The sequence below is a fragment of the Dyadobacter sediminis genome (genome assembly GCF_005860765.1).
GTDB lineage: Bacteria > Bacteroidota > Bacteroidia > Cytophagales > Spirosomataceae > Dyadobacter > Dyadobacter sediminis.
Genome location: NZ_VCEI01000025.1, coordinates 828,244 through 853,948 on the forward strand (window position 1 = coordinate 828,244; position 25,705 = coordinate 853,948).

The 25,705-nt window shown below is 46.8% G+C and carries 18 protein-coding genes; 12 read left to right on the forward strand and 6 right to left on the reverse strand.

The genetic code is table 11. From position 1 onward, the window contains the following. Positions 1 to 142: 142 nt before the first annotated feature. Both FEM55_RS15720 and FEM55_RS15725 read right to left on the reverse strand, forming a co-directional pair. Positions 143 to 3,295 carry a CBM96 family carbohydrate-binding protein gene (locus FEM55_RS15720; RefSeq protein WP_171036576.1) on the reverse strand — a complete coding sequence of 1,051 codons (3,153 nt, stop codon included), beginning with the start codon at positions 3,293 to 3,295 and terminating at the stop codon, positions 143 to 145. 186 nt (positions 3,296 to 3,481) lie between these two features. Further along, on the reverse strand, positions 3,482 to 6,748 hold the full coding sequence (locus FEM55_RS15725; protein ID WP_138282299.1) for a CBM96 family carbohydrate-binding protein: 3,267 nt from the start codon (positions 6,746 to 6,748) through the stop codon (positions 3,482 to 3,484). Between the two features lie 378 nt (positions 6,749 to 7,126). Between FEM55_RS15725 and treA the strand changes: the two genes are divergently transcribed. From treA to FEM55_RS15755, 6 genes are all read left to right on the forward strand, one after another. Further along, positions 7,127 to 8,692, forward strand: coding sequence for an alpha,alpha-trehalase TreA (gene treA / locus FEM55_RS15730; RefSeq protein WP_138282300.1), 1,566 nt, complete (start codon positions 7,127 to 7,129; stop codon positions 8,690 to 8,692). A 224-nt stretch (positions 8,693 to 8,916) separates the two neighbouring features. Then, positions 8,917 to 9,198 (forward strand): hypothetical protein, encoded by a 282-nt coding sequence (locus tag FEM55_RS15735; protein ID WP_138282301.1) that lies wholly within the window; start codon positions 8,917 to 8,919, stop codon positions 9,196 to 9,198. Positions 9,199 to 9,252: 54 nt separating this feature from the next. Next, positions 9,253 to 10,260: an ABC transporter transmembrane domain-containing protein gene (locus FEM55_RS15740; protein WP_138282302.1), complete on the forward strand. Its 1,008-nt coding sequence runs from the start codon at positions 9,253 to 9,255 to the stop codon at positions 10,258 to 10,260. Beyond that, complete coding sequence (locus FEM55_RS15745; RefSeq protein ID WP_138282303.1) at positions 10,250 to 11,602, forward strand: HlyD family secretion protein; 1,353 nt, start codon at positions 10,250 to 10,252, stop codon at positions 11,600 to 11,602. The genes FEM55_RS15740 and FEM55_RS15745 overlap by 11 nt, the downstream gene beginning before the upstream one ends. 122 nt (positions 11,603 to 11,724) lie before the next feature. Beyond that, positions 11,725 to 13,089 carry a TolC family protein gene (locus FEM55_RS15750; protein ID WP_229209286.1) on the forward strand — a complete coding sequence of 455 codons (1,365 nt, stop codon included), beginning with the start codon at positions 11,725 to 11,727 and terminating at the stop codon, positions 13,087 to 13,089. A gap of 124 nt (positions 13,090 to 13,213) precedes the next feature. Then, positions 13,214 to 14,479 carry an MFS transporter gene (locus FEM55_RS15755; RefSeq protein WP_138282305.1) on the forward strand — a complete coding sequence of 422 codons (1,266 nt, stop codon included), beginning with the start codon at positions 13,214 to 13,216 and terminating at the stop codon, positions 14,477 to 14,479. Positions 14,480 to 14,503: 24 nt separating this feature from the next. Here FEM55_RS15755 and FEM55_RS15760 read toward each other — a convergent pair whose 3' ends face one another. Next, entirely contained in the window at positions 14,504 to 15,187 is a 684-nt protein-coding gene (locus FEM55_RS15760; protein ID WP_138282306.1) for a DUF421 domain-containing protein, read from the reverse strand. Positions 15,188 to 15,563: 376 nt separating this feature from the next. Between FEM55_RS15760 and FEM55_RS15765 the strand changes: the two genes are divergently transcribed. From FEM55_RS15765 to FEM55_RS15775, 3 genes are all read left to right on the forward strand, one after another. Beyond that, positions 15,564 to 15,788 (forward strand): hypothetical protein, encoded by a 225-nt coding sequence (locus tag FEM55_RS15765; RefSeq protein WP_138282307.1) that lies wholly within the window; start codon positions 15,564 to 15,566, stop codon positions 15,786 to 15,788. A 44-nt stretch (positions 15,789 to 15,832) separates the two neighbouring features. Further along, positions 15,833 to 16,258 carry a response regulator gene (locus tag FEM55_RS15770; RefSeq protein ID WP_138282308.1) on the forward strand — a complete coding sequence of 142 codons (426 nt, stop codon included), beginning with the start codon at positions 15,833 to 15,835 and terminating at the stop codon, positions 16,256 to 16,258. 320 nt (positions 16,259 to 16,578) lie between these two features. Continuing rightward, on the forward strand, positions 16,579 to 17,001 hold the full coding sequence (locus FEM55_RS15775; protein ID WP_138282309.1) for a response regulator: 423 nt from the start codon (positions 16,579 to 16,581) through the stop codon (positions 16,999 to 17,001). Positions 17,002 to 17,134: 133 nt separating this feature from the next. Here the strand turns inward: FEM55_RS15775 and FEM55_RS15780 are convergent, their stop codons facing one another. Together FEM55_RS15780 and FEM55_RS15785 are read right to left on the reverse strand one after the other, a co-directional pair. Next, positions 17,135 to 17,392 (reverse strand): hypothetical protein, encoded by a 258-nt coding sequence (locus FEM55_RS15780; protein WP_138282310.1) that lies wholly within the window; start codon positions 17,390 to 17,392, stop codon positions 17,135 to 17,137. 766 nt (positions 17,393 to 18,158) lie between these two features. Beyond that, a complete protein-coding gene (locus tag FEM55_RS15785) occupies positions 18,159 to 19,031 on the reverse strand; it encodes an endonuclease/exonuclease/phosphatase family protein (RefSeq protein WP_138282311.1) in 873 nt (290 codons plus the stop codon). Positions 19,032 to 19,401: 370 nt separating this feature from the next. Here FEM55_RS15785 and FEM55_RS15790 point away from each other — a divergent pair, with 370 nt between their 5' ends. Together FEM55_RS15790 and FEM55_RS15795 are read left to right on the forward strand one after the other, a co-directional pair. After that, on the forward strand, positions 19,402 to 22,728 hold the full coding sequence (locus FEM55_RS15790; protein ID WP_212748313.1) for a SusC/RagA family TonB-linked outer membrane protein: 3,327 nt from the start codon (positions 19,402 to 19,404) through the stop codon (positions 22,726 to 22,728). Positions 22,729 to 22,734: 6 nt separating this feature from the next. Continuing rightward, a complete protein-coding gene (locus FEM55_RS15795; RefSeq protein WP_138282312.1) occupies positions 22,735 to 24,507 on the forward strand; it encodes a RagB/SusD family nutrient uptake outer membrane protein in 1,773 nt (590 codons plus the stop codon). A gap of 213 nt (positions 24,508 to 24,720) precedes the next feature. Here the strand turns inward: FEM55_RS15795 and FEM55_RS15800 are convergent, their stop codons facing one another. Further along, positions 24,721 to 25,251 (reverse strand): NAD(P)H-dependent oxidoreductase, encoded by a 531-nt coding sequence (locus FEM55_RS15800; RefSeq protein ID WP_138282313.1) that lies wholly within the window; start codon positions 25,249 to 25,251, stop codon positions 24,721 to 24,723. A 100-nt stretch (positions 25,252 to 25,351) separates the two neighbouring features. Here FEM55_RS15800 and FEM55_RS15805 point away from each other — a divergent pair, with 100 nt between their 5' ends. Further along, positions 25,352 to 25,705: a winged helix-turn-helix transcriptional regulator gene (locus tag FEM55_RS15805; RefSeq protein ID WP_138282314.1), complete on the forward strand. Its 354-nt coding sequence runs from the start codon at positions 25,352 to 25,354 to the stop codon at positions 25,703 to 25,705.

The window sequence follows — 25,705 nt, forward strand, 5'->3', positions numbered from 1 at the left end:
ATTGGTAATTAAATGGTTTTGGAAACAGGTTGAAGGATTTTTAAAAAAAAATTTATAGAATTCCGTAGTTATTTATTAGTCTTTGAAATAAAACGGGTGCTTGTTGGGCACCCGTTTTTGCTGGATCCGGAATGAAACTAATCTAATTTGCAAGCAGCACTTTCAGGGTTTCCGAGGTGGAAGCCGACTGTATATTTAACAAATAAATGCCTGCCGGAAGCCGAAAGCGGCTTATATCAATATCGGAAACAGCACCCGCCTGCAGACCTTCGGGCGTACTGATCGGGATAAGGTTGCCCGTTTCGCTGAAAAGCGACAAGCCGATGGCATGCTGGTGCCGACTTCCCACGCGGATTGTAAAGCGGTCTTTTACCGGATTTGGATAAATGATTGAGCTTTCCGTTTCCTCTCCGGCTTCTTTTGCTATTTCTGACTCGGCCATTCTTGCGGATGAAATTACCGGTTCAGTAGTCGTCACAATCAGTTCAGGCGGGTTTACGGCATTTTCCCTGCTGTTGAAAATGACCCTGTTATTGGTCGCGAACAAATCGGCCAGGATCAGCGTCAACGTCTTGTCTTGTGCAAGCTGCGATTTTGCAAATTCAGTAATATCAATTTCATAAAACCGGGCCTTCCGCATGGAATTGAACTTTCCCAGAAATACAGAATTGCCGGATGGTGCATTGCTCGCCGTGATTCCGGTTTCCGTCCAGTTATCATTGTCAATACCGGTAAGGCCAACCTGAACGGTTTTGCTGCCTTCATAGTTACGCCCGTAAATGCGAATCCGTGCATTATTGATACTGCTCAACCCGGCCAGCGAAAACTTCATATACGCTGCACGGTCATAATCGGAGTTTGTATTTGATTTCAGGTCAATGGTTTGTTCAAGTCCGAAGTTGGTCTGCGAGCTGCTTCCGTAGCGAATATAAGCATCTGCAACAGGTCCAGTCGAAAGCTCTACCAATGGTTTGATAAATTCAACTTCGATAGCAGCTACGGAAGCCCGGTCTGCAATTTTTACGAACTGCAGGCTAAGAAAACCATCTTTTACGTCTGTTTCAAAAGTTTCTGTTACTGCGGTAAGCGGCGCGCCTGCTTTCCGGAGAATGCTGTAATTTTCCAGTTTTAGCTGGCCTTCAGCTTCCACGTTGAACTTTCTCCTGATATCGATGGCCGGCCTGTTGGGAGAAACGCCCCAGTATATTTCGGCAAAATGAAGCGTAACCTTGTATACGCCGGTTTGTACCGGAATGTCGTAATTGAAAAAATCTTCACTGCGGGTGTTGCGGTACAAGTCGTCATCCGGTGTGTTCAGGATATCAACTTGCCCGACAAAGCTTGTACGCCTACCGTCAAAAAACGCATCAGCCTGGAACACACGGCCGTCAGCAGTTGTAAATTCCTTGCCGCCGGCATTGATCCGGATAGCAGGCACATCTGCTGGATCCGTCAGCTTCAGGATAACGGTAATGGTTTCTTCATCATAAAGGTCCGGATGGCCCGCAATACTGACCCTGACATTAAACGGATAAGTACCGGATTCCCACGGCGTGTTCCAGCTGAAAGCGCCAGTAGAAGCATCAATGGAAGCGCCGGCAGGGGCGTTTACAAGCGAAAAGATCTTGGTTTGTCCAAATCCTGCTGTTGCATCCGCTGTAAACTTCAGTATTTCGCCCGGCTGCAGCACCTTGTCTCCAATCGGGCTGAGTACCGGAGAATTGGTGACTTCATTGACGGTCAGGTTGACTTTCAGCAATGCTCTGGCATATCCGGGTGCTGTTGCGGCAACCACCGAACTATACTGACCCGACGCAATACCTGCAGTAGTAACGGTGAACGGCAATGTGTCCAGTGCAGGCGAAGGCAAATCCAGCCAGTCGGCAGCGGATTTGCGGAGCGTAATTTCCGGCGAACCGTAATTGGCAGAAAGGCTTGCATTTCGGGTAGAGTCAGTCGGGATACTTGAAAGGACAAAATCCAGCGAGTCGGCAGAAAATGCAAGCTTTTTGTTGTTTGATTCAGCGAGTAACTTCACGGTCCAGACACCTGGTCCAGCTTCGGTTTTATCACCGCCTGCAGTATAGCTATATGAATATCCGGTTGTTAGATACCCGCCATCGGAAGTAGCAAAAGCACCAGCTAAAGTGCTTATTGAGCGAGGGCTGCCTCCCAGGTTTTTATCCCATAATTTGGTCCCGCTGGCATCTATTTTAATGATCCAGCTATCATCGAAATCTCTTGTTGGATCCGTCTTGGTGTCACCGAGGTCAGAATAAAATACCATACCGATCAGATATCCTCCATCGGGTGTTGGCTGAATGGATTGAATCATATCATATTCATTTCCGCCGTAGCTTTTGTCCCATTGCTTTTCTCCTTCTGAATTGATTTTAACGATCCATAAATCGTAATAGCCGATATTGGGAGCTGTTCTATCTTCACCTGCATCGGACCAGGAGTTTCCGGCAAGCAAATACCCGTTGTCTTCGGTTCGCACAATGATAGGATCGCGGTCGAATCCATTGCCACCATAGGTTTTGTCCCATAGTTTGGTGCCGCTGGCTGAAAGTTTTACAATCCAGTAATCATACGAACCCTTGGAACCTGCAGTTTTATTTCCATTGATTTCTGAATCGGAATCGCCACTTACGATAAAACCTCCATCGGGTGCCTGTATTAAAGATGAAACACCATCTCGCAAGGATCCACCCAGGGTTTTGTCCCATTGCTTGTTTCCGTTTGCATCAAGTTTAATCACCCAGTAATCAAATTCTCCATACGGATTTTCGGATTTAATCCCATTTGCAGGAGAACTTGACAAACCGCCAACGAGATACCCTCCGTCAGAAGTCTGTATTGTTGTTGCCAGATTGTCTGTGCCTGTTCCGCCATATGTTTTGTCCCATTGTTTGGTTCCGTCTGCGGTAATCTTGATAATCCAGTAATCAGTACTAATGGAATAGGCGGAATCTGACTTATCACCACTGGCATCAGAGTCGGACTGGCCTCCGATCAGGTATCCGCCATCGGATGTCTGGATAACAGACTTTAATTCGTCGTCTTTATTTCCACCATATGTTTTTTCCCACTCTTTGATTCCTTTACGATCCAGTTTAAGTATAAAGTATTTAGACCCCACATTACTAACAGCTGCGAATCCGATCATCACCCCGCCATCTGTCGTTTGACATGCTACTGTAGGGTAAGGCCCGAATCCCGGTGAAAGTGTTTGCAGTTTGTCCCATTCTACTGCGGGCTGTGCCAGCAAATTTCCTGTTAAGAAGAGGATCAAGATCAAAATCAGGTACCGTTTCAGGTAATTGGAAAAAGTTCTGTGTAGAAAGTTTCCTGATAAATGATTTTTAGCAGATAAATGTAAATACATGTAATGTGAGCGATTAAGGGTTAAATAGTAAGAATTTTCTTTGATCAAAATGAAATAAATGCCCGGATAAAACCGGGCATTTCAGCAGTCAGATTACTCTGTAATCAACACTTTCAATATTTCAGAAGTATTACTAGAATGTACTTTAAGCAGATAAATTCCTTTGTTTAAAGACAAACCGGAAACATCCGCTTCCACTTTGCTGCCGGCATGCAGTTCTTCATTTGTTTTAACCGGATAACTGATGCCCGTCGCATTGATCAGCTCCAAAGAAATATTTTCCTGATGCCTGTTGCCGATCTGAACGGTAAAACGTTTCTGGGCCGGGTTCGGGAAAACACTTGAAGCGGCAAGTTCGCTTTCAGTCTCGGTTTCAATACGATCAGAAGTGTGCACCTCAGTCATTCTGGTGCTGGAGTTCGTCGGAAAAGAGGTCACAACAAGCAGTTCCGGCGGATTTACTGCATTTTCCCTGCTGTTGAAAATGATCCTTTTATTGGAATCAGACAGATCCGCAAGCTTTAATGTCAGTATTTTATCCTGAGCAAACTGCATTTGTACGTACTCGGTAATGTCAACTTCGAAAAACCTTGCCGTATGATGATAGCCGGCAATGGCGAAAGATTGCAGGAACGTGGAAGGGCCGGTGGGCGCATTGCTTCCGGTTATGCCGGTTTCCGACCAGCTGTCGTTGTCAATTCCGGTCAGTCCGACCCTTACATAGTTGGTGCCTTCATAGTTTCGTCCGTATATACGAAGCTTTGCGCTAAGTACATCGCTTGCTCTTGCCAGGGAAAACTTGATGTATGCCGTGCGGGCAAGCTCTGCCTTGGTGGTTTCTTTCAGATCAATGGTTTGTTCAAGGCCATAGTTGGCCTGCGAGCTGCTTCCGTAACGGACATACGCATCCGCCACAGGTGCTATCGATAATAAACTTAACGGTTGGATGGCTTGTACTTCTATAGCCGATACTCTGGGCAGGTCACTTCGGCCTTTCAGGAAATCCAGATTCAGAAAGCCGTCTGTAACGCTTGCTTCAAAAGATTCCTGCACTGCTGTGAGCGGCGCACCTGCTTTCTGTAAAATTTTGTAATCATCCAGTTTTCTCTGGCCTTCTGCCTCAACGTGGAACCGTCGTCGGTATATATTGGCAGGACGGTTGGGAGAAACGCCCCAGTATATTTCGGCAAAATGAAGGGTAACCCTGTAAATACCGCTTTGAACAGGAATCTGGTAACTGAAGTTATGATCGCAACGTCCGCTCCGGTAAAGCTCGTCGTCCTGTGTGTTCAGGATTTCAACGCCCTCCGCCGAACTGGTGCGGGTATTCCTCACATAGAACGTGTCAGCCTGGAACACATGGCCGTCGGCAGTTGTGAAAGCCTTGCCGCCTGCATTGATCCGGATAACAGTGGCATCAGCAGGGTCCACTACTTTTACTGTAAAGGTTTCATCTTCGTAAAGGTAGGGGTAATTGACGGCACTGACCCGGACTGTAAATGAGTATGATCCTGTCTGAAAAGGTGCAGCCCAGTTGAAAGCACCCGTAGAGGCATTAATCGTTGCACCGGCTAACGGGTTCAGAAGAGAAAATGTCTTGGTTTGTCCATATCTTGTTGTCGCAGTTGCAGTAAAATTCAGTGTCCCGCCCGGCAACAGTTCTTTGTCGCCGATCCGGTTGAGCTTTGGTGCCATGGTTGCATCTTTAAGTAGCAGGTTTACTTTCAGAACTGCCCTGACGTACCCGGGAGCGACGGCCGTGACCAGGGAACTGTACCGGTTGGGCCTGACACCTGCGGTTTTGACGGTGAACGGCACTGATCCGGTTGCCGGTGAAGGCAGATCAAGCCATTTGGCATCCGATTTGCGAAGGGTAATTTCAGGCATACCCGCACTGGCAGAAATGATTACATTCCGGACAGAGTCCGGCGTAGAGCTGAACAGGTCAAAATCCAGCGTTTCGGCAGAAAATGCCAGCTTTTTGGTGTTGCCGTCCGCTTGCAGCTTGACAATCCATCCGTCTTCCTGCAATGGTTTCTGCATGATGTCGCCCGATCCGGTAGAACCGCCAGCCGATCCGATCATCAGATAGCCGCCATCTGCAGTGGGGATCGTTCGTGTTCCTCTTGAAAAATCATCACTTCCGTCTCCGCCCGGGGTTTTTTCCCAAAGCTTTTTCCCCGTTGCATCCAGCTTCACAAGCCATGCGCTGAAAGTGCCTCTGTTTGGCAGCGTTTTATCACCGCTTATACCCGATTCAGAAACGCCGCTTATGATATAGCCTCCATCCGGAGTTTGTCTGACCGAGCCCAGACTTTCCGATTTTGACCCTCCAAGCGTTTTGTCCCACTGTATATTACCCAAAGCATCGGTTTTTACGATCCAGTGGTCGTACCATTCTCCTCTGCTTTTTTCACTTTTGTCTCCGCTTATCCCTGATTCAGAGTTACCGCCAATAATCACTCCGCCGTCCGAAGTAGCCTGCATATCGACCATTTCGTCAAATTGGTCGCCGCCGATTGTTTTGTCCCAGAGCTTCGTTCCGTCGGGTGAAAGTTTTACCAGCCAGTAATCCCAGATACCCTTCGCATTTTCGCTTTTGTCGCCGCTTGCATTCGAATCGGAGTAGCCTCCTAAAAGAATGCCGTCACTGGTTATTAGCAATCCGCCCAGTCCTTCCTGTCCGCTGCCTCCGAACGTTTTGTCCCACTGTATGGCCCCGCCCGCATTGATCTTGACAATCCAGAAGTCATCCCAGCCTTTTGCAGCGGTTGTTTTATCCGCACTGATATCCGAGAAGGATGAACCGCCCAGCAAATAGCCGCCGTCAGCAGTTGGTCTTATTACTGCCAGCCGATCCGACTTGTTGCCGCCAATGGTTTTTTCCCACTGCATCGTTCCGTTGGCGGAAAGTTTGATGATCCAGAAATCTCCGCGCTCGTATTCTATGGCAGAACGGTCGTTTTCCGATTTATCCGCACTTTTGTCAGACGTGGATGTACCTCCGACCAGATAGCCGCCGTCTGCTGTCTGAACGATGCGCGGTTCGTACTCCGATCCTGCGCCGCCCAATGTCTTTTCCCATTCAACGATTCCGGATGAAGCTATTTTTATGACCCGGAAATCATCGAAATTTTGAAAGTCTGAAGACGGAGGAATTGCAGAGAAAGTACCTGCAACGATATACCCGCCATCCCGGGTTGCCGTTACAGACCTGAATTTATCTACGCCCGCTTTCGGGTACAGCCATCCCCATTCAATGCCGGGCTGTGCATAGGCGGCTGCCGCTGTGAAAAGAAAAAAGGACAAGAGAAGAAGTTTCCTGCCGGCGAGGCATCGGTGAAGTAAATCTGGTGACATGGAACGTGAGCTGGTTTGACTTTTACCAAAGATAATCCATATGACTGCTGCCGCTTACTATAAACCTTGGCGCAACTTATTAAACGGAAACCGGCCCGGTGCCGATGCGGCTTGTTTTTTCAGTTTTAAGTCTGCTGGCGAGCTGAACGGGAAAGAACGCACTGACAAACAAGTGGCATGATAATTACGGGTCTGTAAATCTAATACCGGTGCATGCCAGGAAAAATACGTCAAGCAAGCTTGTTGAAAAGCAGGCTTTTAACTTTTTCAAAGGATTGAATCAGAATTGAAAAAGTTAATTGCTGTATCAAAAAGAATGCTTTGCAAACCTGGTCTGATGCTTTTTATACTCCCGTTTCCAACCTAAACAGAACCAGATTGTACCCACTTGCTGAACCTTCATTTACTTACGGTCACACGCATATTTCTCCCGAAGATTTGTACGGAAGTTTATTCCAGGACGTTCAGAACAGCTCTATTTTCGAAGATTCCAAAACTTTTGCCGATGCGGTTCCATTGCAGGAACCGGCTTTGATTATGGAAAAATATCATCAGGAAAAGGATCGTTCGGGATTTGACCTGGCCGGATTTGTCAACGAATATTTTCGCATTTCGGCCCATATCCTTTCCACGTTTGAACCCGACCGAAGCCAGTCTGTTACCGAGCACATCGAAAAATTATGGCCTGTGCTGACCAGGCAGCCGGAAAGCCAGGAGCTCGGCGGTTCGCTGATCCCTTTGCCCGAACCTTATGTGGTGCCGGGCGGGCGTTTCCGGGAAATTTATTATTGGGACAGTTATTTCACAATGCTGGGGTTAAAAGAATCGGGGAAGACAGAACTGATCGGGCATATGATCAATAATTTTGCTTACCTGATCGAAAGTTTCGGATTTATTCCTACTGCCAACCGTACTTATTATCTGAGCCGTTCGCAACCGCCTTTCTTCTCCCTGATGGTGAAACTGTACAGCGAGGCAGGAGGAAAGCAGATCCTGAAAAAATACCTTCCGCATATGCAGCGCGAATATGATTACTGGATGGATGCGGGCGACACGAAAGGGGATTTCAGTACGCACCGCAGGATCGTAAACCTTCCTGACGGAAATATCCTGAACAGATACTGGGACGATAAATGCACACCGAGGCCGGAATCCTACATAGAGGATGTGGAACTTGGCCATGAGGCTTTTACAAAGTATAAGGCTCCGCCCGAAGATACTTGCCGGCACATCAGGGCAGCAGCCGAATCCGGCTGGGATTTCAGCAGCCGCTGGTTTGCGGATGAAAACGATTTTGCAACGGTCCACACAACGGATATTTTACCGGTCGACCTGAACTGTCTGATGTATTTTCTGGAAAAAACGCTTGCAGAAGCATACCAGCTTGAAGAAAATACGGAATTGCACGAGGCTTATGAAACAAAGGCTGCGCGGCGTGCCGGTGCAATCCAGACCTATTTCTGGGACGCCAGCAAGCGGTATTACATGGACTATGATTTTAAAAAGCGTGATTTTACAGAAGCCGTAACGCTCGCCGGCGCTTTTCCCTTGTTTTTCAAACTGGCCTCCAGACCGCAGGCACGCTTTGTAAAGGCTTATATACGCCTGAGTTTCATGAAATCCGGCGGATTGTTGACATCAAAGATAAAATCCGGGCAACAGTGGGATGCCCCGAACGGATGGGCGCCCTTGCAATGGATTGTTTACAAAGGATTACGGAATTACGACTTTCACCAGATTGCTGACGAACTTTCAGCAGAATGGCTCGGGCTTATCGACAAGGAATTCAAACATTCCGGAAGGATGCTTGAAAAATACAATGTCTCTGACACCAACCTCATTGCTGGCGGCGGAGAATACGAAATTCAGGAAGGCTTTGGCTGGACCAATGGCGTTTACCTGCGGATGAAGAATAAAAAGTTGCTCCGAACACTGGAAGGTTGATTCCGCAATTTTCCTGAACTTTTACGAAATATTGGCATATAGCCTGACAATATGACTGTATTCAAAAACAGACATATCAGTTACTTCAAGGCAGGTTTTTTTACCATTATGCCGTTTTAAGGGCCTGTTTTGCCCCATTCAGACTTGCTGTTCTGAACCGGTAATGCACTTTGCCGGGCACAATATTTTTGTGTTAAGAACATTAAGTTTCAACACATTAAATTATGATTAAAATTATCCAACGTCAAAAAGTTGTAGATTTTACCGCCTTCGTTATTAGCTTTGTTTTGAATATTTGCCTGCTATATACCTTCTTCCTTAATCCGGCTGTTCAGGTGTTTTTCATGATCATCATTTTTTCTGTATTTATAAGCCTTTGTTTATCAAAGAAGTATAAAACGTTATCAATGCATTCGGCAACGTATCCAAACGATGCTTGCGATAATGTGCATGCCTATGAAAAAATTTTGAAATCACAAAGCCGCTTGCCGGCCTTCTTGCTGTAAAAGGTCTTTAAGAACTAAAAGGCATATGAAATAAAAGTAAACAAATACCAACCGATGAAGAAAGGACATCATGTCGAAACACCGACTCCGTGGGAGCGATTGATAGGGATACTTTACGTGGAAAGGACCACAATCAACTATATTTTTATTTATGCCATCCTCATCGGTCTGATCGGACTTACGCTGCCGCTGGGAACAACGGCAGTTTTTAACTTTCTGTCCAACGGTGCACTGTACAGTTCTACGTATATATTGATCGGTGTTGTGCTGCTGGGAGTGGTGACCGGAGGCTTGTTGCTGATTGGTCAGCTGACGCTCGTTGAAGTAATCGAACAGAAAATTTTTGCGAAAGCAGCACTTGAATTTGCCTACCGTTTTCCAAGGATCAAAAAAAACGAATTCAGCGGTGAGAACCCGCCGGAACTTGTAAACCGTTTTTTTGATGTGATTACCATCCAGAAAGGGCTTACCAAATTGCTCGTGGACGTCGTCGCATCCACTGTCCAGATCTTTTTTGCGGCCATTCTGCTTTCTTTTTATCATCCGATTTTTATCGTGTTCGGTGTGTTTACCGTACTGGTCATACTGCTGATGCTGGGCTTGTTCTACAAAAGAGGCGTGATGACAAGCATTGACGAGTCGGAGTACAAATATGAAGTGGTAGCTTATCTTGAATCCGTAGCTGCCGATCTTGACCAGTACCGGTATCAGTCCGACAAACTCACGAAAGTCATTCTGGAAACGGACAGGATTACGTCCCGATACCTGAAAGCCAGAAACGCACACTTTCTGATCCTGAAAAAATTCTTTGCAAGTTCGGTCGTCCTGCGTACCATACTGATGGGCGGGCTCTTACTTCTGGGTTCTTATTACGTCATTGAGCGGCAAATGACACTGGGCCAGTTTGTAGCGGCCGAGGTAATTGTCGTACAAATCAGTTATGCCGTTGAAAAATTTATGACAAGTCTGAATACACTATTTGATATGGTAACAGGAAGCGAAAAGCTTGCAGCTGTTACCGATCTTGAACTTGAAGAAAGCGAGGTGAACAATGGCTGGTAATTTGGTGGAAAATGAAACCTGGGAGGACATGGGCGTCCTTTCCAAAAACGAGGTCCTGAAAACGAGATGGCCGAAACTTCTGGGCAGGATCATGCTGGTGCTGCTTCTGCTTTTCATTATTGTTCTCTTTCTGCCGTGGCGGCAAACCATCTCCGGTCGCGGGCACATTACCGCACTCAGGCCGGAAGACAGACCGCAAACCGTTCAGAACCAGATTGGCGGCCGGATTGAACATTGGGCTGTAAGAGAAGGGCAGCGTGTAAATAAAGGCGATACGATCCTGATCATTTCGGAAACCAGCCAGTCCTATTTTGACCCTGAACTGCCGTTGCGTCTGCAGGAACAGCTAATGGCAAAAAGAGGAAGTGAAGAGGCAGCAGCCCAGAAAATGGCAGCAACTACGGCTCAGATGCAGGCATTGAACAAAGGTCTGACGATCAAGCTGAACGCAGCGCAGAACAAAGTCCGGCAGGCCGAAAATTACGTGAAAATTGACAGTGCGGAGCTCGTGGCGGTCGAGCGGTTTTTTGAAATTACCAAATCGCGCCTTGAACGGTATGAAACCGGTTACCGCAACGGGCTTTTTTCACTGACGGATATCGAATCCCGCAGGCTTAAACTGCAGGAAGACAATGCCAAAGTGGTCAGTCAGCAAAACAAGCTCAGCAATTCGGTGCAGTCGCTGCAAAATGCGCGCATCGAGCTGGACAATATCCGGGCGGAATATGAACAGTCACTGGCCAAGGCGCAGTCTGACATGAGCTCGGCAGTTTCCAGCAGGGTTAGCGTGCAGGGAGAAATCTCCAAGCTGCGCAATGAAATTTCAAACATTAACATTCGGCGCGGTCTGTATGTGGTCCGCGCACCTCAAAGCGGCTATGTGGTTAAAACGTTAAAAGCGGGAATCGGTGAGAATATAAAGGAAGGTGAGTCCATTGCAACGCTTCAGCCGGAAACGCCGATGGTAGCAGCAGAAATTTATGTGGACGGAATGGATGTTCCGCTGATCCTGAACAACAGCGATGTGCGCCTGCAGTTTGAAGGCTGGCCGTCTGTCCAGTTTTCCGGCTGGCCATCGGTCGCGGTGGGTACTTTTGCGGGAAAAGTGTCGGTGATTGACCTGGTGAGCAGCGAAGGCGGCAAGTACCGTCTGCTCGTAAAGCCAACCGTCCCCGTTCCGGAAAAAGACCAGCCCTGGCCCAAACAGCTGCGGCAGGGGTCGGGTGTTTACGGCCGTGTTATTCTCAGGTCTGTTCCGTTATGGTACGAAATCTGGCGACTGCTCAACGGATTTCCGCCGAGCCTGAATGCCGAGCCGAAAGAAGAGGCAGCAACTAAATGATTACGATAAAAGGAGCAGGAATAATGTTCAGCATTAAGCATTTAACGAAAAACAGGCTGATACTTTCTTTGGTATATATGCTTGTTGCACATTCTGTAACATGTCGTGCACAAACGGATACATTGAATCAAACTGCGCGGGTATTTGCATTGAATGATTTTGAGCAGATAGTTCTTGCGAATCATCCTGTTGTAAAGCAGGCCGGACTGCTGACCGACGAGGCAAGGGCGAAAGTGCAGCAGGCATGGGGCGATTTTGATCCGGCTCTGAAAAGTTATTTCGGCAGGAAAACATTCGGTAATACGGAATATTATAACAATTGGTCAAACGAGCTAAAAATTCCTGTATGGCTTGGAGGAGCAGATCTGAAGGTCGGATATGACCGCTTTGTAGGAACTTACACCAACCCGGAAACCCGGACGGGAGTACCCGGCCTTACCGGACTTGGGCTGAGTATTCCCATTGGTCAGGGATTTCTGATTGATTCAAGAAGGAATACGCTTAGGCAGTCCAAAGTAATGGTGAATTATGCAGAAGCAGAAAAAATCAAACAGATCAATCAGGTCTGGTTTACCGCAGTAAAGGATTACTGGAACTGGTTTTATGCCTATCGTCAGTACGAGCTGATCCGCGAAGGCGCTGACCTGGCATACAAAAGGTTTGTGGCAGTGAAAAATCAGACGCTGCTCGGTGACAAGCCGGCCATAGATTCCGTAGAAGCCGCCATTACTTTTCAGGAACGCAGCCTTCAGCTTGAAAAAATTAAGGTGGAACTGAATAACACGCGCCTGCTGATGTCGAATCATCTCTGGAACGAGCGTGAAGAGCCGGTGGAACTGACAGAAAATACGGTTCCTCAGAATACCGAGCCGCCTGCTTCCGCTTATTACAGAAGCCAGCTTGAAACCCTGATCGATAATGCGTCCAGCACACATCCGGAACTTTTGATGTTAAAGAATAAAGGCCTGCAACTTCAGCTGGAAAGAAATTACCGGAGGGAAATGCTGAAACCCAAGCTCAACCTCAGCGCCTCACTTATCACCAGCCGAACCGATTTCAGCAATTACGTTCCTGAGTATTATGATCTGCAATGGAGTAATTACAAGCTCGGCGTCGATTTTTCATTTCCATTGTTCCTGAGAGCCCAGCGTGGCAAATTGCAGGAAATAAAAGTAAAGCAACTTGCCCTGCAATATGATGTAAAACAGACGGGACGTGAAATAAACACCAATATTCTCAATGCCTTCAACAACCTTGTAGCCTATGAATCGCAGCTGGCCATCCAGAACCTCAGCATCGAAAACCAGCAAACCCTGCTCAATGGCGAACTTGCCAAATTCGATCTGGGAGAAAGTACGCTCTTTCTGATCAACAGCCGTGAAACCAAGCTTATCGACATGAAAATTAAAATGGCCGAGCTTGTAGCCGGGTATCAGAAAGCCGTTGCGCAGCTTTACTATTCAGTTGGTACTATTGCAGAAAGGTAAATTTTACTTATATTGACAGATATGCCCGGATACTGACCATGGAATGCTGTTTCAGAAACGTGGCACATGCAGGCGTTGTGTCCTGAAAACCTCATAACTACCTCGAATTACGTAGCTTACCTGCATGAAAACGCTTACTGAAAGTCAAAGGCTACGTTACTTTTCTTTTTTTTACCTGTACGTCATGCAGGGTATACCCGCCGGTTTTGCCCTGATTGCAGTAACAAATTACCTGGCTGCAAAGCAGATCGATGCAAAGTTGCTGGCTAATTTCGGCGTTTTGGTCGGATTGCCCTGGGCATTCAAATTCGTTTGGGGGCCGCTGGTCGATAAATTTCAGAACTCAGGAATGGGCAGGAGGCGTCCCTGGGTACTGTTCTCGCAGATAATGGCTTTTCTGGCTTCGCTTCTGCTGCTTTTCTTTACAGATCCTGTAAGTGAATTCAATGTGCTGGTCAGTGCGTTTGTGCTGCATGGCGTATTTGCTTCCCTGCAGGATATCAGCGTGGATGCCATGGCCATTACCGTAGTGCCGGAACCGGAAAGAGGACGGGCCAACGCCCTAATGAAGAGCGGTATGGTCAGCGGGCAGGCCATAGGTTCTGCCGGTCTGGCCGTAATTATGCATCATTCCGGTTTTCAGACTGCCGCCATTGTTCAATCGTCCGTATTGCTTGGGATGACTTTGCTTACCTTTTTCATCCGGGAAAAACCGCAGGATGCTTTCCTTACGTTCAAGGCAGCAGGCTTGCAGCATTCGGGTTCTATTGGCGGGCAGCCTTTTCTGAAACTGACCAAAGAACTGATCCGTGCCATGCTGGTACGCAGAAGCCTGCTTCTTTTTTTTGCCGTAGCTGCGGTGTTTATCAGTGAGCGTTTGTTCCAGCGCATTTTTACACTTCATCTCATACAAAAACTTAACTGGAGCGATACGTCGGTGTCCGTACTAAGCGGTACTTACGGTACCATTACTGCAGTAAGCATTGCGATAATCGGTGGCTGGCTGTCGGATCGTATGGGTGCATTGCGTATGTTGCTGGGAGTAACACTGGTAATGGGAGCGGGCTTTATCGGCTTTTCCCTGCTATCGACTTCGTGGATTCATTTCAAGGTATCCACATCCGGATTGCTTTTGCGGCAAATGTTTGAATCTCTGTTCAGTATTGCTGCCCTGCCTGTGCTCATGAGCGTGTGCCGCCGCCATATAGCAGCTGCTCAGTTCGGGTTTTACATGGCGCTGAGCAATCAGGCCGATGTACTGGGTATCTATATGTCCGGCCTGCTGTTCATTCACTTTCCCGCGTCGGCAATCGGACTGGTTTGCGGAATTGCGATACTGCTGGCGTCTGCACTGATCGGAATTGTCAAAAAGATGAGTGCAGAGGCATGATGCCCCGGATTAGTAACCGGATCATCAGGTAAGTCTGACGGACTGGATTGCCTGTACCCATTCATTTTGTCCGCAGCGGCTGCAGTTCTTTGATTCACCCTTCATTTCCTCCACATTGCCGCAGTATGTGCAGGCGTGATTTCCGGAATCTTTAATGATATTGCTTTTTTTCTGGTATAATTTGGGCAATACAGGCAGACCGGGTTTTACCTGGTCATCTTCGTAATAGTAAAAGCTTACATTCCCGTTTGTTTCCAGTATGGCAGTTCTGACTTGTCCCAGATGTTCAATATTCTGTTGTCGCATTTCCGAGAAGAACTCGTCTTTTGCATAGGTTCTTTCACCGGTATCAAGATTAAACATGCCGTCTTCAATGATATAAATGGGATCTCCTTCCAGAATACTTTCAAAGCTTTCATTTTTGGCTGCTATCCAGGTGATCAGTCTGTAAAGTCCTAATACCGTGATAAATACAAGCAGCGCGGGAACTACGGCATGATCCTTGTTGGACATAGGATCACCTGCTGCAGAGCCCAGTCCGATGATAATGGCTACTTCAAAAATCGAGAGCTGACGTACACCTTTCTTGCCCGTCATCCTCAGAAAAGCAAGAATAACTGAAAACATGATCAGGGTACGGACGATGATCTGTAAGGTAAAAGTCCAGTCAAGGTCGTTAATAAATACTTCATTCCAGTCAAACTCCATTTGTTGATTGCAGTATGGTGAGGTTCATAGTAATTGGCATGTAAATAAATGTACCAGTCTGTTTCATGATTGTTTATGACGCGGAAAAAGCATTAGGATCAATGGCGAAACCCGCCGGCTTTTTTTAGTAAGTAATCAGTTGGAAATAAACGGGCTATGCCGGCGAGCCATGGAATATCCGTTACGCACTTACCGGTTATAAACTACTTGTCCTCACAAAAGCATCTGCATTGTATCTTTTTTTAATTTATATGTAACCAAAAAACGGGCCGGGTATAATTATTGTAAAAAAATTACGGTATAAAGTAAACGTTCTTGTAAAATATACCAAATAATTTGAGCAACTTGGTCAAATTGTTTAACTCAAAATATACGAATGATTGAAATAAAACTTTACAGCAAATTCAATGATCTGACCAATGCTTACGAATTTACGGCCTATTGCAAGGAAGGACTGAAAGCGGGAGAGTACTTTCGGTACAACGGATATGAGTATCTGATTACGTCAGATCCGGTATATTGCAGCAGCAGGGACAGTAAAGAAGCAGCTGGTGAAGCCGTTTTCATGGCGGTCAGGCTGGGAACGTACCTGATCACCTGAAAGCAGTTTGATCAAAACAAGAATATAGTACAACAAAGTATCTTATGCCACATTCAGGACCCATTTTTTTAGTTGAAGACGACGAAGATGATCAATTGCTGATTACACAGGCATTACGGGAACTTGGGATCACAAACCGGGTCATTTATTTTCAGGATGGCGTTGAAGTCATAAAGTACCTTGGATCCAGTATGCAACAGCCTTTTCTGATAATCTGTGATATCAATCTGCCGTCAATGAACGGCCTGGAAACCAGAGAATACATCGAAAATTCTCCGTTCCTGAAAAAAAGATCCATACCGTTCTTATTTTTCACAACTTCGGATAACATTCTTACGGTCCAGGAAGCTTACAAATATACCGTTCAAGGGTTTTTCGTCAAGACCAACAATTACAAGAAACTTAAAGAAGATTTGTCCACCATTTTCAGGTATTGGCAGCTTTGCCTGCTGCCGGACCGGGTAACTTAATCAGAGCAGGCATATGAAAAAAATCAGACAAAATAGTGTGTACGAAAAGTTGAATTGATTTTGAAAACGTTGCATTCTTAAATTTTGTCATTACGCACAGACAAACTTTTAACAGACATATAGTGCCCATCCGTTTGGTGATATACGTTGAAGGTTTGTTTTGTTTTCAAGAAGTACATGCAAGCATATCTGACCTTCGTTTTTGTTGATTGTTCATTATTTCGCCCAGCAGCACAGGCTGATGAAATAAATATTTGATTGTGTTTTATTAAGGCCATGTACTGGCCGGATTTTTATATTGATATCCTTAAAAAATAACTATGGAAAATAACCCGATCCTTTACGTAGGAGGAGATGAAGATGATCGTTACCTGGTAACGGATGCACTGAGAGACATTGGCTGTGCCAGTCAGGTTGTAAATTTTGATAACGGCAACGCGCTGATCGATTACCTTAGTAACAGTAAAAGCAGGCCTTTCTTAATCCTGTGCGATTTTCATCTTTCCGGAATGTCGGGCATGGAGCTGAAAGAGGAAATCAACTCGGATGTAAAGCTGAAGAAGCATTCCATTCCATTCATCTTCTTGTCTGAGTCTGTTAATCCCAAAGATGTAGAAGAAGCCTATATGTCACTGGTGCAAGGGTTTTATGTAAAAGCGCCGACTTACGAAGGCTTGAAAGACCAGTTGCAGTCCATTTGCGGGTACTGGGAACGGGCTGTTTTGCCAGGTCAGCAGGTCTAGACCGCATTAGGCACATCCGAGATATGTCCTGCCGGATGCAATCAGGAAACAAGTTCCAAATTCTTGTTTCTTGATCATTTCTGTTTGAGAACGAATTTGTATTCCGTGGTCAACGATATTAGGCTGTCCGGTATCAGTTCACAAGTATTTCTTTTTGTACACCTTGCAGGTAAGAAAGCCATTTGTCTTTGCTTTTGTCGTATACAAAAGTAACAAGTTCCTGGGTTGTATTTCCCGGATTATACAAGGCGGGTTCGTGTGGCGAAGTGCGCAGGTGTTTAATCAAATGCACACTCAGTTCCATGGATTGATTGTGTTCAGGTTTGCCTGGCAGTAAGTTAAAGATCCTGTCGTATTCAGTCAGGTTCCAGCTTAAATCAAAATTTTCCATTTGAATCCTTGTTTATATTCCTGATTTGCAAGTAAATAAAACTTTCTCTGCAATGCAATTCCGGATATAGTTCCGGAAGATATAATTCGTTGTGTGCTTTGCGTAATCCTGTTTGTGGGAATTTTCTGGGTTTGCAATAATAGCCGCGGCGCGGCTTCCTGTTTGTGGGAATTTCCAAGGTTTGCAATAATAGCTGCGGCGCGGCTTCCTGTTTGTAGGAATTTCCAAGGTTTGCAATAATAGCCGCGGCGCGGCTTCCTGTTTGTAATGAACAATGCATTTTGCAATGGTGAAGTCCAGAATTGAGCATTGTTGTTGATTGGCGTTTGTAAGGATGCTCATCCGGAGCCATGCTTTTTGCTTGTTTTGTCATTTCTACAAACGGGAAGCTCCTCTGGAGCTGATGCTTCTGATGGTGTTCTTGGCTTTCTACAAACGGGAAGCTCCTCCGGAGCCATGCTTTCTGCTTGTTTTATCATTTCTACAAACGGGAAGCTCCTCCGGAGCCATGCTTTCTGCTTGTTTTGTCATTTCTACAAACGGGAGGCTCCTCCGGAGCCATGCTTTCTGCTTGTTTTGTCATTTCTACAAACGGGAGGCTCCTCCGGAGCCATGCTTTTTGCTTGTTTTGTCATTTCTACAAACGGGAAGCTCCTCCGGAGCCATGCTTTCTGCTTGTTTTGTCATTTCTACAAACAACAAGCTCCTCCGGAGCTGTACTTTCTGCTTGTTCTGTCATTTCTACAAACAACATGCTCCTCCGGAGCTATTTTATCAATTCTATTTCTGCAATAACAGGCAGATGGTCGGAGTAGTAGCGGCCTTCCTGCTGATCTGAAAGCGTGGCGTGTTCAAGGACTTTCACTTTTGCATTCACAAAAATGTAATCGATTCTGGAACGGATCGGCTCTTTCTTTACGTCAAATCCACTGGAAGTATTGACAGGACCATAATGCGGCGTGGCTGAAATGTCATAAGTATCCAGAAGTTTTTTTCCTTCGGTCAAAGTTTTATAAGCTGCTGAGGCCGGACCGGCGTTGAAGTCGCCGGTAACAAGGACTGGTAATTTCTCGGCAATGGAATCCATCTGAGCCAAAAGCACCTCTGCGCTTTTTTCGCGTGCAAGTACACCATGGTGATCCAGATGGGTATTGAAAAAGAAGAATGTTTTCTTGGATTTTTTATCTGTGAACTTGCACCAGGAAGCTGTACGGGGATAAAATGCATCCCAGCTCTTGCTTTCCTTTACATTCGGAGTTTCGGAATACCAGAATGTGCCCGATGAAATCAGCTTGTACCGTTCTTTCCGGTAAAAGACAGCTGTAAATTCACCGCTTTTTCCACTCACGCGGGGCACGCCATACCAGCTGAATTCAGGCAACAGTTTCTCAAGATCAGCCATTTGATCGGGCTGCGCTTCCTGTACGCCCAGCAGATCTGCCTTGTGATACCGGATAAGCGCCGCAACGTTCTCCTTTCGGTATTCCCAGCCGTTGATGCTGTCAGCGGCGTTTTTATACCGGATGTTGTAACTCATGATGCGCATGGATTGAGCCTGAATGGAATGCAGCGAAATCACAAGAAAAAGAGCTGGGAACAGCCGCATGACTCGCATGGCCTTTTTTAAGATCGTATTCATCGGTCAAGGTTCAGGATTTGGGCAAAACTAAATAAAATCATTGAATCATGGCCATGTAGTGATGTTGTAGTTGATTTTGAAATGTAATTGATGCGGTTATATAGAAATTTATGGATACGTGATATTTTAATAATATAAATTTTAACAGGTAAAATTATATCATTCTGTTCTTTACCGTCTTGAAAGAACCAGATTATGAAATTGTTAAATATCGTTTTCCGGAAAGAACATGTTATCGGAATTATTCAATTTTGCGGCATCAAATACAAGTAAAATATCAGTCACATCGCAGATGCTGCATGGATAATTGCTATTAAAACGTACTGCATTTTTTAACCGTCACCTATTCTCTCATAACCAGATCTACCTTATGCATTACTGCAAAAACAGGCTGTTCCTTTCGGGAAGCAGCTTCAAAAAAATGATGGCCCGCCTGGCACTGATTGTACTGGCAGGCGGCATCAGCCTGACAGAAATGCCTGTGAAGGCATCCGCAATGCGTCTTACAGGCATTTCCGAGCGCACCATCCGGACTTCAAAACCGGATCGGCAGGTTTCGGGCAAAGTAAACGATGCGGCTACATCGGAAGGATTGCCGGGCGTGAATGTAGTTATCAAAGGCAGCCAGACCGGCACCGTAACGGATGCAAACGGCAGCTATTCTCTGGACATACCCGAAGAAGGCGCTGTATTGGTTTTTTCATATGTAGGATACCTCAGTCAGGAAGTGGATGCGGGCACAAAAAGTGTCATCGACGTACAGCTGGCTGCTGATTCCAAATCGCTTAGCGAGGTAGTAGTAGTTGGTTACGGAACGCAAAAGAAAGTGAACCTGACGGGTGCCGTGGATCAGGTAGGGCAGGAGGTACTGCAGAACCGTCCTATTACAAATATCGCGCAGGGACTTGTTGGCGCAGTGCCCAATCTGAACCTTAGAATGCTGGACGGAAAACCGACGCAGTCGCCAAGCTTTAACATCCGCGGAACGACATCCATAGGGCAGGGTGGCAGCGCATTGGTGCTGATCGATGGCGTGGAAGGAGACCCACGCGTACTGAACCCCAATGATATTGAAAGCATTTCGGTGCTGAAAGATGCGGCATCAGCTTCCATTTACGGTGCACGTGCTGCATTCGGTGTGGTGCTGATTACGACGAAAATGCCTGTGGAAGGAAAAACGACGCTTTCTTACTCGACCAATTATTCCATCAAATCACCTACTACAGTTCCGGACAACCTCACCGATTCCTATCCCTGGGCGCAGGGATTCAGCGATGCGTGGTCGCGCTGGAACGACAACGGGAGCACACCAACGGCGATCAACAAAACCATCAGCTTTTCACCTGCTTATCTGGCCGAAATCAAAAGAAGATATGAAGATCCCTCGCTGCCGAGGGTAGAGGTAAATCCGACTACAGGTGAGTACCAGTATTATTACAGCACGGACTGGTACAAGGAGCTTTACAAGGAACGTTTCAGTGCGCAGGATCATAACCTGTCAGTTTCGGGAGGCAGCAACAAGGCAACGTTCCTTGTGAGCGGCCGTTATAATGGACAAAGCGGTTTGTTCCGCTACAACAGTGACGACTACCAGATGTACAATCTGCGTGCAAAAGGAAGCATTCAACTAACGCCGTGGCTCCGGATCGACAACAATACCGAATATTCGTCGCAGAAATATCATCAGCCCATCAACGTGGGTGAAGGCAGCGGGATTTACCGCAATATTGCTGATGAAGGCCATCCGCTGGCTCCGCTGCTCAATCCGGACGGAACATTGTCTTTCTCGGCAGCCTATACTGTCGGTGATTACTACATTGGCCGCAACGGCATTGACAACACCCAGCGATTTCTGAAAAACCAGATTGCCGCCAAGTCACAGTTTTTTGATAATTCGTTAACCATCCGCGCAAACCTGACCTTTCAGAGTACGGATATCGGTACGCAGCAGAACCGCGTGCAGGTTCCATACAGCCGGGCAAAAGGGATTATCGGTTATACCGGTACAAATACCAATGATATCATGGAAAGGAAAAGAACGACCAATTATCTGGCTACCAACTTTTATGCGGATTATGTCAAGTCGTTCAGCAATTCGCACAACTTTACCTTTCTGGCGGGATTTAATTATGAGCAATCTGTTTACAGCAACCTTTCTGCACAGCGGAACGGCATCATTTATTCCGGCGTAGAAGACATTAACCTGGCCTTGGGACAAAGTATCGTGACCACCGGCGGTTATCAGAAATGGGCAATCGCGGGTGGCTTTTTCAGGGTCAATTACAATTTTCGCGAGCGTTACCTGCTGGAAGTAAACGGCCGCTACGACGGTTCTTCGAAGTTTCCTACGGATCAGCAATGGGCATTTTTCCCGTCGGTATCCGCAGGCTGGCGCGTATCCGAGGAAGCATTCTGGAAAGTCAGCCCCAACGTTTTGTCCAATCTCAAACTGCGTGCGTCATACGGTTCGCTGGGCAACGGAAACATTGATCCGTACTCATTCAATGAAAAGTTCTCGATCAGTCAGTCGGGACGGATTATCAATGGCATCCGGCCGCAGACTACGCGTCAGCCTGTTGTGGTGCCGGACGGGCTTACATGGGAAACGTCAACCACGGGCAACATCGGTCTGGAATTCAGCAGCCTCAACAAACGCCTGTCATTTGTAGGTGATATGTACCGCCGCTGGACATCGGATATGTTCACAGTCGGGCCTACGGTTCCTGCGGTATTCGGGACCACGGTTCCGAAAGGCAACTATGCTGATCTGAAAACCACAGGCTGGGAACTTTCTGTTAACTGGTCGGATCATTTTACAATGGCTTCCAGGCCTTTCAATTACAGCGCAAGGTTTACACTGGCAGATTCCAGAGCCATCATTACCAAATACAATAATCCGGATAAAAACCTGACCGACTATTATGAAGGGCAGCGTGTGGGTGAAATCTGGGGTTATCGCGTAGAAGGGCTTTTCAGGTCGGCATCCGAAATTGCGGATTCGCCTTCACAGCGAGACATCCCGAACACCAACACCAGGAAGAATTATGTAGGCGACCTGAAATTCAAAAACCTGGACGGAGACAATGTTATTTACCAGGGACTGAACCGCGTAGGAAACTCGGGCGACAAAACGATCATCGGAAATTCCGAACCGCGCTATACATTTGGCCTGAACCTTTCGGGTGACTGGAACGGGATCTATGTGGCCGGGTTTTTTCAGGGTGTAGCCAAACAGGACTGGTACCCGTCGGCTGAATCGCGCTTCTGGGGACAATACAACCGTCCGTACAATGCGTATCCGCGCTGGCACCAGGACAATATGTTCCGCGAGGAACTGGGCAATTTTGATGCCTATCTGCCCCGGTTGGTCGGCTATGTAGCACAGGGAACAGGCCGTGCCCTGCAGGTTGCCAATGACCGCTATTTACAGAATGCCGCTTACATACGCCTGCGGAATCTGCAAATCGGTTACACGATCCCAAACCGCATTGTGTCCAAAATCCATGCACGCGACCTGAAAGTGTACATGTCTGCAGAAAACATCTGGACGTGGTCGCCAATGTACAAATGGACGCGCGATACCGACGTTAGCAGCATTTACGGTTCCGACCGGGATCTTAGCGGAGGAAGCAGCGGCGATGGATACAATTACCCGATGCTCAAAGCAGTTTCACTTGGTCTGACACTCAACTTCTGATTTATCATGAAAACGACAAAACGATTCAACCATATACTGGCCATGCTGCTGCTTTGCGGCGTGAGTTCCTGCGACCTGAATGAAGTACCGGTGGACACAGCCACCAACGAAGCCGTATTCGGTTCCGAAAGCGGTCTTGACCTGTATGTAAATTCCTTCTATGACCAACTGCCGAATACGGATGTAGGCGTATTTCAGGACGACGACAATTCGGATCTGGTGGCGCGCAACGGCGTTGACAATTACCTGGCACCCGGTGCGCTCAGTCCGATCACCAGCACGGGATGGAACTGGACGGATCTGCGTAACATCAATTACTTTATCGAAAATGCCGAAAAGAGTACCGTACCGACCAAAAACCATTATCTGGGCGTAGCCCATTTTTTCAGAGCGCTGTTTTATTTTGACAAGGTAAAAAGATTCGGCGATGTACCCTGGATTGACAGAACAATCCTGGTAACAGACGAAGCAGCTTTGTACGGAAAGCGGGATGACCGGTTTGAAGTTATGGACAAAGTACTGGCCGACCTGAATTACGCCATTGAAAACATAACCCTGACCTCCGATCCGAGCGTTACCCGCATTACAAAAAATGTGGCACGTGCATACAAAACCCGGATCTGCCTTTTTGAAGCATCGTTCCGGAAATACCATACCGGGTACAACAAGCAGTCTACTGCCGGTGCATGGTATGAGGAAGTGGTGAAAGAAGCCAACAGTATAACCGGCTTTACGTTGCACGAGGGAACATCTCTGGACAAAGCTTACCGGGAAATGTTCATTGCCAAAAACGCTTTTCCGGACGAAACAATCCTTTCAGTGGCTTTGAATGCAAGTCTGCAGGTTTTCAGCTCGGCGAACCGCCGTTTTATCAGCCCGACATATGGAAACCGTCCCAGCCTGACACGTCGTTTTGTCAACACTTACCTTAATCTGGACGGAACGCCTTTTACGAGCAAAGCCGGCTATCAGGCAACGCCTTTCATCGAGGAGGTAAAAAACCGGGACCTGCGCCTGAAACAAACCATACGCGTGGGCGATTACAAAAGGACAGAAAATGGCGTGGCGGTGGTCGCACCGCCCAATTTTACCCAGACTTACACCGGGTATCAGCCCATCAAATGGAGCTACGACGAACGTTTTCCGTTCGATGACGAAAGCCGGAACGACAATGCGCATATCATCATGCGCTGGGGAGAAGTACTGTTGAACAAAGCCGAAGCATTGGCCGAACTGAACAAAATGACCGCTGCCGACTGGACCGCCACCATTGGTGCGCTGCGCAAAAGGGCAGGTATCACCGGTGCCACGCTGCATACCTTGCCTACGGTTGCCGATCCTTACATGGTTTCCTTTTTCAACGGAAAATTTACAAACCCCGTTCTGCTGGAAGTACTGCGCGACAGAGGCGTGGAAATGGTATTTGAAGGCCTGCGTACCGATGATCTGAAAAGATGGAAACTCGGTGAATTGTTTCAGACTGCCCCGATGAACGGCATGTACGTTCCTGCACTGGGCGAGTACGACCTGAATGGCGACGGCATCAAGGATGTTTATTTTTATCAGGGAACCAAACCGGCTTCTACAACGCCATCCATCGCATTTGTCGATGTAAGTCCTTCTGCTGCAGTAGGAAGGTTACAGCTTTCAAACGGAACCTCGGGAGAAATCCTGTGGAACCCGGGACCCCGTGAATGGGCAGACAAAAAGTATCTTTATCCGATTCCCGAAGCTGACCGCACCCGCAATCCGGAGCTTGGCCAGAACGCCGGATGGTAACAGGACAATTCTGGAACAGGCCGTAAACCGCTTGATTTCAAAATTTTATTTATGGAACGAAGGCTGCTTATTCCCGTTTAAGCAGCCTTCGTTTGTAAGAGAGCTGTACTTCCGGTGTGCCCGGAAGGTTTTTTTGATCAGCGATTATGGTTTTACAGCAAACCGGTAAAAGCGGATAGAACTTTAAATTAAATTCAGGAACTGAAAAATCTTTTAAAATGCGTCCAGAAAATCCAGATACTGTACGACACTGTTTTCAATCCATTCAGCCGAAGCATGGTAATCAATTCCGTAGATGGCAAACAGCGGTTTATAATCCGCTTTTATATATTCAAACGTAAGTTCAAAAGGACGGGTCAATTCGGTTAATGAATATTTGAATACATCCGACGGCCCGTATTCCTGTTCATCGGCACCCAGTGAAATAGCGAGCGCGATCTTCTTGCCCGCAAGTTTGTAGCCGCTTTTGCTGCCATAGGCCCAGCCGTGTGTCAGTACTTCATCCAGCCATTTTTTTAATAGCGGAGGACAGTTGAACCAGTAATATGGAAACTGGAAAACAATTTTGTCATATTGCTCCACCATTTTCTGTTCTGCTTGAACATCGATTTTTTCATCGGGATAAACTTCGTACAATGAATGAACGACATACTTTTCAGGGAACCGGTTCAGCGTTTCAATCCATCTTTTATTCACAGCCGAATGCTCCAGATCGGGATGAACAACGATTATCAATGTTTTCATTTTGTTAGAACTTGCCTTTTTTATAATGCAAAAGTATAGGGCATAACGTCAATTTCGTACATTGGCAACCCATTGTGCGGTACTATAAGAAATGTAAGTAATGTCAAAGATCAAAGAAACGTCGACCAACTTTGCCAACAAAGCAGCCCTGTCCGATGAATGTCCGGAAGTGTATACGGCCAACCTCATCGGCGGCCAGTGGGCTTTGGTGATCTGTTCCTGGTTAATGCAGGGAAAGCTCCGATTTGGCGAGCTGAGAAAGCTTTTGCCCAACATAACCGAAAGAATGCTGACGCTGCAACTCCGAAGGCTGGAAGCAAACCATATTGTAAAACGCACGGTTTACGCGGAAGTCCCGCCACGCGTTGAATACGAACTGACACCCATCGGCTACGATCTGAAGCCGGTTATCAAGGAGCTGGAAAAATGGGGGGAAAAACATAAAAGCCTGTAA

Bases quoted from the DNA above. Each gene is read 5' to 3' on its own strand.
- FEM55_RS15725 (WP_138282299.1), bottom strand. From the start codon at position 6,748: ATGTCACCAGATTTACTTCACCGATGCCTCGCCGGCAGGAAACTTCTT.
- FEM55_RS15735 (WP_138282301.1), top strand. From the start codon at position 8,917: ATGATTAAAATTATCCAACGTCAAAAAGTTGTAGATTTTACCGCCTTC.
- FEM55_RS15740 (WP_138282302.1), top strand. From the start codon at position 9,253: ATGAAGAAAGGACATCATGTCGAAACACCGACTCCGTGGGAGCGATTG.
- FEM55_RS15745 (WP_138282303.1), top strand. From the start codon at position 10,250: ATGGCTGGTAATTTGGTGGAAAATGAAACCTGGGAGGACATGGGCGTC.
- FEM55_RS15755 (WP_138282305.1), top strand. From the start codon at position 13,214: ATGAAAACGCTTACTGAAAGTCAAAGGCTACGTTACTTTTCTTTTTTT.
- FEM55_RS15760 (WP_138282306.1), bottom strand. From the start codon at position 15,187: ATGGAGTTTGACTGGAATGAAGTATTTATTAACGACCTTGACTGGACT.
- FEM55_RS15765 (WP_138282307.1), top strand. From the start codon at position 15,564: ATGATTGAAATAAAACTTTACAGCAAATTCAATGATCTGACCAATGCT.
- FEM55_RS15770 (WP_138282308.1), top strand. From the start codon at position 15,833: ATGCCACATTCAGGACCCATTTTTTTAGTTGAAGACGACGAAGATGAT.
- FEM55_RS15775 (WP_138282309.1), top strand. From the start codon at position 16,579: ATGGAAAATAACCCGATCCTTTACGTAGGAGGAGATGAAGATGATCGT.
- FEM55_RS15780 (WP_138282310.1), bottom strand. From the start codon at position 17,392: ATGGAAAATTTTGATTTAAGCTGGAACCTGACTGAATACGACAGGATC.
- FEM55_RS15785 (WP_138282311.1), bottom strand. From the start codon at position 19,031: ATGAATACGATCTTAAAAAAGGCCATGCGAGTCATGCGGCTGTTCCCA.
- FEM55_RS15790 (WP_212748313.1), top strand. From the start codon at position 19,402: ATGCATTACTGCAAAAACAGGCTGTTCCTTTCGGGAAGCAGCTTCAAA.
- FEM55_RS15795 (WP_138282312.1), top strand. From the start codon at position 22,735: ATGAAAACGACAAAACGATTCAACCATATACTGGCCATGCTGCTGCTT.
- FEM55_RS15800 (WP_138282313.1), bottom strand. From the start codon at position 25,251: ATGAAAACATTGATAATCGTTGTTCATCCCGATCTGGAGCATTCGGCT.
- FEM55_RS15805 (WP_138282314.1), top strand. From the start codon at position 25,352: ATGTCAAAGATCAAAGAAACGTCGACCAACTTTGCCAACAAAGCAGCC.